Raw genomic sequence first — 13,185 nt, forward strand, 5'->3', positions numbered from 1 at the left:
CCCGGATGCTAGCTCCGATACTACCACTGAGTGCTCCTACTGAGGACGTCCACTGCGGTGCAGCCACACGAGTCACGCTGACTCGGCCATGAACGGCGGTGCAAGTGACGAAGCGGTGAGCCACGCACACAGTTGCTCTCCATCGACGAGGGTGAGCAGTCCGATCTGTTCGGCGCTCTCGGTCGCTTGGCGGGTGTAGTTACTGCTGGTGACGACTACCGCACGATCGATATCGAATTCGACCGTGAGTCCGGCCGTCCGCTGTACAGTCGCGATCCCGACCGTGTTCGACCGCTGATATCGCTTTGCTTGGATAGCGAGACGGGTTCCGGTGTCGGTTCGGGCGATGACGTCGATCCCACGGTCGCTTGATCCCCGGGTCGTTATCACAGCGTTCTGGTACTCGCGCCAACAGTCCGCCACCAGCTCCTCAAACGCGATCGGTGGGAACGCAAGCAGATCGCCGCGTGTCCACTCACGAGTGCGGGCGTCCGTGAGGGACTCACGGAACTGCTGGACCGTCTCGAAGGACCCATCCGAGAGGTGCTCCGTGACGACGGATGCGAAGGCCGCTCGGGTGTCGTCCGGGTGTGGGAACGCGTCTGCGAGCCGGACGACCGCTTCACCGTGTCCGATCGCGGTAGCGACCTCAAGCGCTCGATGTCCGGCGTTCGTAACGGTCTCCGGATCGAGTCCGTTCCGTGCGGCGTCGTTGATCGCTCGTGTGAGGGTCGTACTGTCGAGTGAGGGATACTGTAGCGTTGCATCGACCAACACGACCGCTGCCGCCGTGACTGTGGCGTACCGCATGGCCCGCCCGAGCCGGATCGCTCCGGGGCTGTCGTCCGCGAGCGCCGAGTCGAACTCGTCACTCGCGAGGTCGCACGTCGTCCGCTCGGCTAATTGTCCCAGAACGGACCGGTACCAGTCCGGATCTGTCGGTGGACCCTCGACACACTGGTCGAGCACACGGGGTACCGCCAACTGATGGGATATCAGCTCCCGGGTGTACACCGACGCGAGCTCCGAAAGGACGTCTCCGACGGACTCCGCAGACGACTCCTCACTCATCGCGCACCAGTATCACGCTGATATTGTCCCGGCCACCGGCGGCGTTCGCCGCCGTGACCAACTCCTCACACGCGTCCGTGAGGGAGCCGTTCTGACGTCCCAGTAGCAGCTGATCGTCGGAAAGCTCGTCTGTCAGGCCGTCCGAACACAGCAACAGGACGCCGTCGTACTCGGTGTCGACGATCTCTGGGTCGATCTCCTCTGAACCGCCCACAGACTGCTCCAGGACGCTCGAGAGCTGGTGGTCGTCGGCGGCCTCCGGGTCCAACTCGCCGTCCTGCACGAGCTCGTTTGCGAGGGTCTGGTCGGTCGTCAACTGGGTCGCCTCGGTGGTGATCTCGTAGGCTCGGCTGTCGCCGACGTTCGCCAGTACAGCCGTGTTCGGGGTAACAACTCCGCCCACGAGTGTACACCCCATATCGGCCTTCTCAGGGGACTCCACCGCTTTCTCTCTCACAGCGCCGTGTGCGGATTCGACGGCGGCTTCGACGACACCGGTCGGGTCGGACTCCCAGTCACTGGTGAGAACGTGGTCCGTAAACGCTTCGCCAGCCGTTTCGCTCGCCGTGGCACCACCGGCGTGTCCACCCATGCCGTCAGCAACGAGGACGAGCGCCGCGTCCTCTGCGAGCGACTCACACCGAACCGTGTCTTGATTCTCGTCACGTCGATGACCGACGACGGTTCGGCACCGGAACTCGAGTGTCATGACTCGAAGGCGTAGACGTTGATGATCCGGTTCGTGAGACGTTCGATGTCGTTTACTCTGCCCTCGCCGAGTTCGTCTCGGACCGACTCCAACGAGCGGAGTGACTCGAGTAGCCGTTCCAGTTCATCAACAACTGACTCGTACTGCGCGTTGTCCATCGGGTACCGCTTGAGGACGTCCAGCAGCGACTGCCCATGCATGATCGTCTCGTGGTCGCTACTCCGTGCAGATATTTCGAGTGTCCTACAGCCGGACTTCACGAGGACCGGCAGTGGAACGTCGTCGTCGGTTCTCTCCGCCGCCTCAAGCGTGACCAAGAACTCCGTGTGCAGTCCCGGCTCGACGACGCAGTCTCCCCGGAGCTTCGCGCTGTCCCCCTTCTCGAGGACGTCGGTCGACCGGAGGTAGTTGATCTCGACGTCGTTCGCATTGTCGACGTTTCTGACGAACACCTCGTCGTCCTCCTCGAAGAACTGAACCGGGGCGCCGTCCGGGCGAAGTCTGGAGACGCCGATATCCGCATATCCCAGATCGACCTCCCCCTGTTCGGTTCGAAGATGGACGTACCACTCCTCGTCGTCGCGTGCGTAGACGCCGAGACCGGATCCGACCTGGATCGGATCCATCTCCGAGTCTTCCAGCACCGGGGTGACGTATCCATTCATGTTAGTTGTTCCATGCTTCGAGGCTTGCATCTGTTTCGGCCACGGCGTGTTTCAGATGGCGTTGAGCGATCGGCTGGAAGTCGCCACGTTCGCGAGTGTCCTGTAAGGCATTTCTCGCGGCCTCATCGACGATGATCGCCAGATCGCTGGGCGTGTATCCGTCGGTGTGTTCGGCGAGGTGGTTTAGATCGACACTGCCTTCGTCCACAGGGCAGTCCTCGAGATGCTTCGACAGTACTGCCCGGCGGCCGTCCGCCTCCGGCGGTGGGACCTCGATCCGCTTGTCGAATCGTCGCCAGGCGGCGCCGTCGATCTCGTCGGGGAGGTTGGTCGCCGCGACGAACACGACGTCTGTGTCTCCCAGGCTCGACATCTCGGTCAGGAACTGGGTGATCATCTGGCTCTCGCTCATCGTCTTCTGCATGCCGCCCGATCGCTCGGTTGCGATCGCGTCGATCTCGTCGAGGAACACCAGACACGGTTGGTTCGCCTTGGCTGCCTCGAATACATCGGCGACGTTGTCCGCGGCCTCCCCGACCAGTGAACTGGTCAGGTCGTTCGCCTCGAGCTCGATATAGCTGAACCCCATTGTCCCGGCCAGCGCGCGGGTGATGAACGTCTTCCCGGTTCCCGGAGGCCCGTGGAGCAACACGCCGTTGACAGTCCCCAAGCCGTAGCGGTCGTACAGTTCAGGCTCCTCCAGCGGGTCGATGATACTCTCGGTGAGCGTGTCCTTGAGGTCCTCCATCCCGCCGACGTCTTCGAAGTCGATGTCCGGCGACTCGACGAGATAGCGGTCCGTATCGATCGTGTCCTCATCCGCACCGGAGTCACCGTTCGACCCATCCGAACTTCCGTCCGACCCGGAGTCGGCAGCTGAACGCTCCGCCTTCGCCTCCAGATCATCGGCTGCAGTAGCCAGGTTCTTCGCCAGTTCCTTCCGCTTTCTGACGAGCTTCTCGGTGCTTTCGAGGTCCGCGAGCTGATCGACGACGTCCGCACACTTCCGGTAGAACCGGGCGGCCTCCTCGTGTTCTCCGTCTTCTTGCGCGGACTCCGCACGGGAGCGGTACTTGCTGTAGTTCTTTTTCAGGATCTCCTTTCGTGTGCTGTCGCCGAGTGACATTGGTTAGGTGTGTTGTGGTCGCTGTGAGGGAACGCTCCGGGACGACATGACCACACCGAACAGGGGTCGTCCGATCGAACGCAGACGTGTGGAACCCGCGTTCGTGACTCGGTGGGTCATGGAAGCAACTCGAACGGGTGGTACCCCGTTCGGAACTCTACGCCGGGCTGTCGGTCACAGGCTCTCGGGGCCGATCCCGACGTCGCCGTCCAGCCCCTCGTCGATCGAGGAGCCGAGTCCGACATCCTCCTCGACATCCTCCTCGTCATCGTCCTCGATGTCGACCTGCTCGCTGTCGATCTCACCGGCGGCGATCTCGCCCATGATCTCCTCCTCCTCGCCACCGCTCATGTCCATGTCAGCACCGATGATGTCGATGTCCAGTGCCTCCTGCACCTCCAGCATGACATCGGTCTCGATCTCGTACTGGACCATCTCCTCACGGAGGTGCTGCTGGACCTCTCCGTAGTCGACCTCAGTCATGTCGGGAAGGTTCAAGTTATCCTCGTCTGACATTTCCATCAGCTCGCGGGCACCCTCGATCGTGACGATCGTGGCCATCTGGACACTGTTCTTCTGGAACTTCTGCTGCTTGACCTGGTACTTCTTCTTCTTCATCCGGGCCCGCTGCGCGTACTGGGGGCGCTCGGCCTCGCTGGCCTTGGCACCCTCCTCCAGCAGCTCGCGGTACTCGCGGCGTAGCGAACCCATGTCCTTGTTCAGCTGCTTCCGCTGCTGCTTGAGCCGGATCTTGTCCTCACGGATCTCGTCCTCCGTGTAGACGTCGTCATCAAGCAGCGTGTCCGTACTCCCGAACGTCTCCGTGATCCAGTTGCGAAGCTCCATTGTGTTAGCTCTCTAAGCTCGGCTTGACCGTCAGCACAGTTGCCGTCACGCCGACCGCCGCACCGACGGCAGCAGCGATGACCAGCAGTTTCATCTCGGCCACCGTGACCGTGAGCATCTGTTCTCCCAGGGTCGCCTCGGCGTAGATGACAGCCGCACCGATCGCGATGCCCCCGAACGCACCGAGACCGATGTGACGCTCCATCAGGCTGTACATGGCCAACACGAGCACCCCAGCCACGACGGCGTTGAGGACGCTAGCGCCGGCCACCCACGCAGTGAACCCGGTCATCAGGTCATCACACCACCACGTGTAGACGGCAACCATATAAAGCTATCGGCTATTAGGGGTTTCACACTAATCTCCATATTGGAGACTACTATCTCAGTCCGCGCCTGAATTCCTCCATCGTGGAAACAACTATGTGTAGTGGGAATGTAGTGTGAGGTATGGCTCGATGTCCGCACTCCGCACCCGACGGACGTCAGCCACGGAATCGGCAATCTCCACACCGTTGTTATGTCTGAGAACCCATCACCTGCTGAAGAATACGAACACCTGTTCGTCGTCGACTACGAGGACGACACCGAGCGCAAGCGGATCGAGTATCTGTTCAACAACTGGGACGGCGGAGAGATCTCGCGCCCGGAGGGGATCATCCGAGTGATGAGCGATGTCGACCACGACGCACTGTACGAACAGTTAGTGACGAAAGTCCCGGAAGAACAGGTCTCTTCGTACGAACTCGCCCGGTCCGAGCCGTCGGTCGACAAACAGACCGAACGGATCGAGCGAACCATCAACGCACCTGTGGACACCGTCGAGTCGTTCCTCAAGTACGTTTTCTCTAAACGGAAGGCGGTCGTCCAGTCACCTGACCGAAACGAATACGAGGTTGTCACGAAGAAAGGACGTGCAGACGTGCGGTACACAGTCTCAGCGGAGAACGGTACTACTACTACCCGGATCGTCATCGAAGGGTACGAGCCGACACTGTCGTTCCTGAGCGAGTTCTTCGAGGAAGAACTCGACGAGTTCTCAGCAAGCCAACAATGAGTCAAAACTGCATCGACTGGCTCGAGGAGTTACGTGCACCGCTCAAGATCGTTCTCGGGGAAAGTCGTACGTCGGGAGAGGACTTGGCGTCGCTATCCCGGATGAGCGACCGGCGGCTCATCGAGAAGTACAACGAAATCAAAGAAAACGAGGAGGAGTTCCAGTGGGAGTTCCGTCAGGAGTGCCCGGAGACGCTCAAAGACGACGAGCCAGAGATCCTCCGGAGTCGGTTTCGATTAGCTCGCCTTCTGATCGTCGCGAGTTTCGCGCAGGACGGTGCCGATGTCGCCCACGACCAGATCCCAGAGGGCCTCGACGGGGAGTTCGCTGATGAGGCGATCAAGGCGGTGATCGACTTCGAGCAGTACAAACAGTTCGACAAGCTCTCCGAGGAGCAGATCAACAAACGCATCCGTCGGATGGACGGGGAGGTGTACGACCTCGTCAAGAACTACACCAACACCCAATTAGCGAACTTAGACGAGTTACTCGACGTTCCGGACATTCAGGGGGACGTCATGGATCAGCTCTCAGACCGGTATGAAGACCGGCTGGAGAAGATCCGGCAGGGGTTCTACACGTATGTCGAGTACCACGGGATGGACCACGTGGTCACCGAAATCGAGGCGGCCGTCGAAACCGTCGCTGAAGCACAACGGACCGAACTGGAAGTCGAATCGGATCTGACAGACCAGTTGGAGGACCTGCAGGCAACCGTCGAGACCGGGTTCCAGCGACAGGAACAGCACCGGCGCCAGCAGTTCCTCGATATCGAAACCGAACTCGCGTCGTCGGACCCCGACGTCGACGCGCTCGAACGAAAGATCGACGCGTTACAGACCGGGCCCAGCGCGGAACAACGAGAGGCGATCGATCAGCTGCAGTCGACGATCGCCGAGACAGAGGAGCTCCGGGCAGACCTCGAGGACAAGATCGAGTCGCTTGCGGACGCAAAGCGGGATGCGTCCGCCGCCGATACCGAGGAACTGACCGACGAGGTTACCACGATCGTTGAGGGGCAGATGTCCGCGCTCGAAGAGCAGCGGTCAGAGGTAGCCGCGGAGATCGAGCGCCTCAGACAGGAACGCGAACGGCTCGAGGCGTCGAGTGAAGACCTCGAATCGCGACAGTCAGACCTGGCCGAGCGCGTCGAGGAGATCCGCTCGTCGGTGCAGACGGATACGGGCGGCCTCGACGGAGATTCGGTGGTCACGCCCACGATCGCCAGGCTGCTCGAGATGGACTACATCGGTCGGTTCGAGGCGTCCGTTCACAGCACTCCGTCCGTCCGACTCGCCGACGAGACACGGTCGATTCCGGAAGGCTACTGGGAAGGACGCTCGGAGCGACGCAACGAGCGCCCGCGTCTGCAAAACTTCCTCGATGACGATGAGCGCGCCGAGCGATACCCGGTGAACACGAGCGCTCGGTTCACGATCGACTCCTCCGGGTTCCTCGGGGTCGGTGGTTCACCGGAGATGGTCATCGAAGCGGCGGTGTGTTCGCATCTCGAAGCCCACGCTACCAACGGTTTCGATGCCGCCCCAGCGACGCTCGAGACGCTCTTGGAGTACGTCAACCGTTCTGTCTACGAAGCCGAGAAGACCGACGTCGAAGTCTTGCTCGGGATGGCTTCCCCGACAGGGTGGAGTGATTCGGTCCGTGCACAGATAACTCAGGACGGAATCTCACGGACGAAATACAGCCGCCGACTGAGTATCGTCCTCGTCGATCTGCAGACAGGCGAGTTGATCTACGACGAGTCGGACCCGGTGGCGGCGGAGAACGCCCGCCTGTTCGAACTCCCCATCGACCAAGAGCAACAAGTCGCGTGCCGGGAGGAGATCATGGACCGCTTCGGTCGAACGGAGTTCGGGAGTGAGGGTGTCGTTCTGGAGTCCCTGGTCAACGAGGAGACGTTCGAGCCGCACGTGGTCAAACGGACGTTCAACGAGCTCGCCGTCGACGAGGGGTACGAACAGAAGTACCTCGATGGCGATCTCGTGCTGTTCCAGACCTGACTACACGCCGATTTCCGCAGGTCGATTCCCCAGATCAGTTCCACGTCCGTCGCTTCGCGGGCCTCGTGTTCTGTGCGCAGATCGGGGTAGCGTGCAACTCACTGGAACTGAGGTGTCTGTACAGCAAACCACTCAGAGAGACACTGTGCCGTTAGACGGCATCCGGGCGGGGGCGTTCTCGCACTCGACCGTCTTCCCGGGCTTGTCAGGGGTGGTGTCGCAGATCTGCTTGAACGTCTCCTCCGCATCGAAGTCGGGGGGAAAGTTCATTTCCCTGTCCGGGCTGGGTTGGGTAATGCGGTCGTATGACGTCGTCGTCGTCGTCCCGTTGGCAGAGGAGTTCGATGCAATAAAACGCGTGTTCGATGTCGAGCGTTCGTTCGTTCGAAACGGGATCACGTTCTACGAACTCTCGATCGCAGATTCCGAGCTCGACGCCCCCGAGTCGGATGTCGTTGCGATCGTTCTGTCACAGATGGGCAACGCGAACGCCGCTCAGAAGACGGAACGTGTGCTCTCGATGATCGACCCACCGGGCCCCCAGTTGGTCGCACTCGTCGGGATCGCCGGACGGCTCGACGACGACTTCGGTCTCGGTGATGTGGTCGTCGGCACGGAGGTAACGAACTACGAGATCCGGTCGAAGCTGACTGAGGCGGAGGACACGATGGCGAACGGGTCCGCAGAGAGCGACTCCGAAGCAGATCAGGACGGGTCCGAGGCTACTGACGATGAACGGAACCGGCCACAGGGGGGCGGCGACATGACGTTCCCCCTAGTCAACTGGCAACCAGGCGGGCGGACATATTCGACCGCTCCCGAGGTCGCGGAGGCAGTCGCGCGGTTCCGCAACGAGACGGCACACTACGAACCGTGGCGTACCGACACGACAGAACAGGTAGCCACTTGGGTTCGAGAGGAGATAGACAAGACGGACGACATCTCCGTGACTGAGGAGGTCGAACTCGATATCAAAGACTGGGCGGGAGGAGACCTGAACGCGGATGTCGTGGCGCCAACAACGGCTGATGAGGACTCCACCGAGACTCATGACGAGGGCCCCCTTCGAGCCGATCAGTTCTCGTTACCGTTGCAAGCTGCCAACGAGCCGTTGGCGTCCGGGTCGTTCGTCATTACGTCCACCGACTTCACCGAGACACTCGACAAACAAAACCGGAACTTCGCCGCCGTAGAGATGGAAGCGGCGGGTGTGCTGTTGGCAGTCGGCCGGGCGACCGGTGTCAGCGGCGTCGTCGTTCGGGGGATCTCCGATCTCGCGGATGGTGAGAAGGGGAGCCTCGATGACATGGGGGGCGGACTGTGGCGGGAGTGTGCGGCATACGCTGCGGGAAGCTACGTGGCGCACTTCTTGGCGAACGGATTGGTTCCTGTTGCCGCATCACCGACAGAGCGTCCGGCCGTCCACCAGACACAAGCACCAGTGTCGGAGCAAGCAGCTGCGTCTCCACGCGACCCCAGCGACCTCGTGGCTGCGGACGTTGACCTCACTGGCGGTGGGCCAGCAACGAACTATGTCCGTCGGTACGTCCGCTCTGAAGGGCCTGTCATCAGGTCAGATCCCGTACGAGATGGCATCGCTGTGCGAACGGAGTTCGACGTCTCCGTTCCGATGCTTCTGCGACTGGAGGCTGTGGATCTCTCTGTCAGTGCCGGTTCCACGTCGGACCCACACCAGCAGGAGATACTGGTCGACGGATCGCGACAGCCGACACGAGTCGACAGTACTCGACGTATCGAACACCCTATCGAAGTCTCTGCGAACACGCCAACGACGATACGGATCGAATCGCATTTCACTGCTGAGGACCCCCGGTCGCCGTCGGTTACCGCCGATGACGCGACCGCCGTCGAGATCGAATGTGCGTTCGGATCCGACGGTCTCGATGAGCGGATCCGGTTGCTCGTGAACGGATACATCGACCCGACTGCTGGACTGCAGGTGACTGAGTCAACGCTGAACACGATACCCTCCGAGAGGTAGCTGGACGAGCGAGATCACGCTGACAGGGGTTGAGTATCGACCTGTCAGCGCTGACCAGCGATGCCGGCTCCGTGTTCTCGCCACCGTACCGCGTCGACGACCTCGTATGCGACGAGTTCCCAGTGTTCGACCGCCGATTCGAGTTCCGCCTGCTTTGCTGCCAACTGCTCCATGTCAAGGAGCTCTCCGTCGGTGAGGCGGTCACCTGACGCCGTAACGAACTCGCGGACGGTCTCGACTCCGGCGTCTTCGGCTAGGCGTGCGAGCCAAGCCGGTTCGATCCGGTCGCCGGGGCGGAGCGGCATTCTGATCTCTCCGGTCGTCGTAGCGATCTCGATCCGTCCTGTCGTGCCGACCGATTGGCCAACGAGCGCCTCCTCCAACTCCGGACAGTCACCCTTCCCAAGCAGGACTGTGTAGCTGTCCCTGAACGGGTGCCGGTCGCCGAGTGGGGTACCACCGTGACTGAGTCGAAGGTACACGAGGTCACCCACGTCGAGTGGCTCGTCTACTGCGGCCGGATCGGGCCGGGGAACTGAATCGCGGTCATCAGTCGAGGGGATCCGAAGATCCGAGCGGTCCCCATCAACTGTGGAGGCTCGTGGGCTGTCAGCCGTTCCATGCGACGGACTGTCGTCGTTCGTCGAATGGTCAGCCGTATCCGAGACCGTCTCATCCGGAACCCCCTGTGTCGATCCTTCTGTGGATGAGGGGGTCACTGCGTCCGGGCCTTCCGCATCGACGTCAGTCTCCACCCCACCTCCGGGATCGTGTGGTGAGTCCGGGACGGGTTTCATTGCCGTCGCTCGCGGTCCCTCGTCGGTTGCCTCGTAGTCGAATCGAACCCGCTGCCCGACGACTGGGTCCTCGTCACCGACTTCAGTCATGTGGAAGAAGACGTCTTCTGCCGTCGCTGGGGACTCGATGAATCCATACCCGCTCGTCTCGTGGAAGTAGTCGACTGTCCCCTCCTGCATGCACGCGAACGTCAGACCACAGCGACTTCAATCTGCGGTCAACTGTCGATACCAGTCCGTACTGTTACGGAGCGGGCCGATATGAAACAGCCCGCATCAGGACCGGGCTGCGCCCGTACGAGGCGATTCACGTTTCAGCGACGTGAATTCTCGGTCATGATACCGCATTATCAACGGTCATCACAACGGAGCGGTTTCCGTTGCGGATAAAGCGGATCACGACGTCCCTCGTACATTAACCCAACTGGTCGTCCTCGACCTCAATCTTTTGCCGGAGAGGCTGTGGGCACCCAGCGCATGGGTCCGACCTCCTCGATCGCCGCCACCTGCTGGTTGCAACCCTGTCGCCAGGCAGCGCTGGAACCGTACTGCGTTCAGCAAGGGAACAACTAACACAGATGACCCGCAAGAGCGGCATTGTGACTGATTCGTTTGAGGGAGACGAGGAGGTCCCGGCCGAACTCGACGCGGTCATCGAACGGATTGAGGGCGATGAAACCCTGTCCCCGCAGGATCTGACAACTATTGAGGATTCAATCGGCGGGTCGATCACCGAACACGTCGCTGCGACGGAGGCAGCGATCTCGATCGCAAGGAGGAGGCCGGGGTTCATGCAGGAACGCTACCCCGACATGGTCGAGTCGATACTTCGATCGAGGAAGGCTCGGACCGTGGCATACACCTACCTGCGGAGTATCATCAAGCTCCGAGACATAGAGGTGACCGTATCCGACATCCACAGCGGAACTGAGACTGCGATCGACCAACTGATGGAGCTGCTCGATGACATCGCAGAGGAGACCGATGGGACAGACGAACACGTCCCCGGGAGAGGTGCGACGTCGACAGAACTAGCCATGCGGCTTCGGGAGTTTGCGGACAGTGTCTCCGACCGAGAGCTGCTGGTCGTCGAAGCCGTCGCGGATGTGGTCGAGGCGGTCCCACGATGGTACGCGTCCGAGACGGGCCTCGATCAGATCGACGCCTTAGTCGACCTCCGGGCACAACATGAATTCGGCGAGATCGATCACGGCGTGACTGAGAACGGACGCGTCGACCAGGTCGACGACGAAAGCGGCTGGACCGAGAGCGAACTACTGTTTCGCGACCTCTACGACGGTCTGGCAGCAGGACTCCTCGTTCTGCAGTTTGAGCGTGACTCGGCTCCGTTACTCAGGAGTGCTGCGGTCATCAACGAGCGGATCTAGACACGCCCCGGCATTTCATATCCTTCGGGTCGCAACGGGCTCTCAATGCCGCTCGACCCCGCTGTCGACAAACGGGTCCCGCCGAGTCCAGACGCTGGAACGGATCTGTCGGTCTCCTTCACCGAATTTTCCATCACGGACGAGATCGGTAGTGGCGGGTCGGCAACGGTGTATCGAGCCGATGTGCCCGACGGACCGGTCGACCACGTCGCGGTGAAACAGCCTGACTGGGAGTCGACGATCACACGGGACGCTATCGATTCCTTTCTGGCGGAGGCAGAAGACTGGGACCGGATCGATGACCACCCTCACATCGCATCGGTCTTCGGCAGCGGACCGTCTCCCCGTCCCTGGCTCGCGATGGAGTATCTCGACGGAGGGGAGCTCGCGGATCGTCTTCCGGTCGAGGACCCACTCGAGGCGCTGTGGATAGCGAGCGCGGTCGCAGATGCGGTCCAACACGCCCATAACCGAGGCGTAGCACACCGCGACCTCACTCCTTCGAACATCCTGCTTGCATCAAGCGACGAGGAGCAGTGGGACCAGCCGAAACTCGTCGACTGGGGTCTCGCGACGGTCCTCGGAGAGTCGGAGGAACCTGAGGGATACACGATCGGCTATGCGGCGCCCGAGCAAACTGCGGGTGCTGCCTCGGGGTCGGTCGGACCAGTGGCTGACGTCTATCAACTCGGGGCGGTTACGTACGCGCTGCTCGTCGGTACTCCCCCTACCCAGACAACTGCGCGGGGGTCGGGTGACGGGACACACCCGGTGACGCCCCCGAGCGAGCGTCGCGATGACGTGCCGCACGAGATCGATCCGATCGTACTCAGAGCGCTCGAACCCGAACCTGCGGACCGATATCGGGCGGCCGCACAGTTCGGCGAGGCGTGTGAGCGGTGTTTCGAATCCATCAGCGAAGGGCGATCTTCGGCTGATCGCAACGACGGGACTGAACGGACGGACGCAAGCGCACATCCGGACCAAGCGCAATCGCCGACGACAGACCCGTCTCCGTCTGGCCACCGATCAGCGGAGACTACCGCTCACGATTCCGCCACGGCCGAGGACGTGAAGGAAGCGAAATCTCGTGTGAACAATGCTGCGGCGAAGTTGGGGCGGGCGCCAGTCTTCGATACCAGTGACGACGGAGACGACGGAACCGGCGAGGTAGCTGTCGAAGTCGGCGATCGCGATCAGGAGCGGACGCGAGACCGAAGCCACGACTCAACTCGAGACCGGAGTGCAGACTCCATTGCGGCCGGACTTCACGGCTTGCATACCGATTCGATCGCAGCCGCGATTCGAGATCTCCGTGAGACGACGGGTGCCAAGCGGACCGCCTCAATAGCCGAAGCGCTCCGCCGAGAGCCGACACGACCCACTGAGGACACCATCGGTGATTCGCTTCGGGCAATGCACAACAAGCCCAGCAGATAGCAGGAGACTCCGGAGCCACACGCAGACGGAACGCGATATGGAGAGCGGCCGGACAAGCCGCTA

Annotated in this window: 14 protein-coding genes; 5 read left to right on the plus strand and 9 right to left on the minus strand. The window is 61.5% G+C overall.

All coding sequences use genetic code 11. The features are described from left to right. Positions 1–72: 72 nt before the first annotated feature. The 7 genes from GRX01_RS05100 to GRX01_RS05130 form a co-directional block, all read right to left on the minus strand. Complete coding sequence (locus GRX01_RS05100) at positions 73–969, minus strand: restriction endonuclease (RefSeq protein ID WP_159664126.1); 897 nt, start codon at positions 967–969, stop codon at positions 73–75. Positions 970–1,063: 94 nt separating this feature from the next. Beyond that, complete coding sequence (locus GRX01_RS05105; protein ID WP_159664128.1) at positions 1,064–1,780, minus strand: PP2C family protein-serine/threonine phosphatase; 717 nt, start codon at positions 1,778–1,780, stop codon at positions 1,064–1,066. Continuing rightward, positions 1,777–2,445, minus strand: a complete 669-nt coding sequence (locus tag GRX01_RS05110; protein WP_159664130.1) for a hypothetical protein — start codon at positions 2,443–2,445, stop codon at positions 1,777–1,779. Before GRX01_RS05110 ends, GRX01_RS05105 begins: the two co-directional genes overlap by 4 nt. A 1-nt stretch (position 2,446) precedes the next feature. Continuing rightward, positions 2,447–3,571, minus strand: a complete 1,125-nt coding sequence (locus tag GRX01_RS05115; protein ID WP_159664132.1) for an ATP-binding protein — start codon at positions 3,569–3,571, stop codon at positions 2,447–2,449. Positions 3,572–3,745: 174 nt separating this feature from the next. Further along, on the minus strand, positions 3,746–4,417 hold the full coding sequence (locus GRX01_RS05120) for a hypothetical protein (protein WP_159664134.1): 672 nt from the start codon (positions 4,415–4,417) through the stop codon (positions 3,746–3,748). Positions 4,418–4,421: 4 nt separating this feature from the next. Next, the gene (locus tag GRX01_RS05125) at positions 4,422–4,745 is read right to left on the minus strand and encodes a hypothetical protein (RefSeq protein WP_159664136.1); all 324 of its coding nucleotides are present in this window, start codon (positions 4,743–4,745) and stop codon (positions 4,422–4,424) included. A gap of 207 nt (positions 4,746–4,952) precedes the next feature. Beyond that, complete coding sequence (locus tag GRX01_RS05130; protein ID WP_159664138.1) at positions 4,953–5,102, minus strand: hypothetical protein; 150 nt, start codon at positions 5,100–5,102, stop codon at positions 4,953–4,955. Between GRX01_RS05130 and GRX01_RS05135 the strand changes: the two genes are divergently transcribed. Both GRX01_RS05135 and GRX01_RS05140 read left to right on the plus strand, forming a co-directional pair. Continuing rightward, complete coding sequence (locus tag GRX01_RS05135; RefSeq protein WP_159664140.1) at positions 5,085–5,474, plus strand: hypothetical protein; 390 nt, start codon at positions 5,085–5,087, stop codon at positions 5,472–5,474. The two genes, GRX01_RS05130 and GRX01_RS05135, sit on opposite strands and share 18 nt — an antisense overlap. A 101-nt stretch (positions 5,475–5,575) precedes the next feature. Then, the gene (locus GRX01_RS05140) at positions 5,576–7,495 is read left to right on the plus strand and encodes a hypothetical protein (RefSeq protein ID WP_159664142.1); all 1,920 of its coding nucleotides are present in this window, start codon (positions 5,576–5,578) and stop codon (positions 7,493–7,495) included. A gap of 132 nt (positions 7,496–7,627) precedes the next feature. On the opposite strand, the gene GRX01_RS05145 is transcribed toward GRX01_RS05140, so the two are convergent. Next, a complete protein-coding gene (locus GRX01_RS05145; RefSeq protein WP_159664144.1) occupies positions 7,628–7,765 on the minus strand; it encodes a hypothetical protein in 138 nt (45 codons plus the stop codon). A 25-nt stretch (positions 7,766–7,790) separates the two neighbouring features. Here GRX01_RS05145 and GRX01_RS05150 point away from each other — a divergent pair, with 25 nt between their 5' ends. Next, the gene (locus GRX01_RS05150; RefSeq protein ID WP_159664147.1) at positions 7,791–9,497 is read left to right on the plus strand and encodes a 5'-methylthioadenosine/S-adenosylhomocysteine nucleosidase family protein; all 1,707 of its coding nucleotides are present in this window, start codon (positions 7,791–7,793) and stop codon (positions 9,495–9,497) included. Between the two features lie 44 nt (positions 9,498–9,541). Here the strand turns inward: GRX01_RS05150 and GRX01_RS19590 are convergent, their stop codons facing one another. After that, positions 9,542–10,474: a cold shock domain-containing protein gene (locus tag GRX01_RS19590; protein WP_159664149.1), complete on the minus strand. Its 933-nt coding sequence runs from the start codon at positions 10,472–10,474 to the stop codon at positions 9,542–9,544. A 398-nt stretch (positions 10,475–10,872) separates the two neighbouring features. Here GRX01_RS19590 and GRX01_RS05160 point away from each other — a divergent pair, with 398 nt between their 5' ends. Together GRX01_RS05160 and GRX01_RS05165 are read left to right on the plus strand one after the other, a co-directional pair. After that, complete coding sequence (locus GRX01_RS05160; protein ID WP_159664151.1) at positions 10,873–11,682, plus strand: TCP-1/cpn60 chaperonin family protein; 810 nt, start codon at positions 10,873–10,875, stop codon at positions 11,680–11,682. 45 nt (positions 11,683–11,727) lie between these two features. Further along, positions 11,728–13,122, plus strand: coding sequence for a serine/threonine-protein kinase (locus GRX01_RS05165; protein ID WP_159664153.1), 1,395 nt, complete (start codon positions 11,728–11,730; stop codon positions 13,120–13,122). Positions 13,123–13,185 lie beyond the last annotated feature (63 nt).

It is taken from the genome of Halobaculum saliterrae, assembly GCF_009831625.1.
In the GTDB taxonomy this organism is placed as follows: Archaea; Halobacteriota; Halobacteria; order Halobacteriales; family Haloferacaceae; genus Halobaculum; species Halobaculum saliterrae.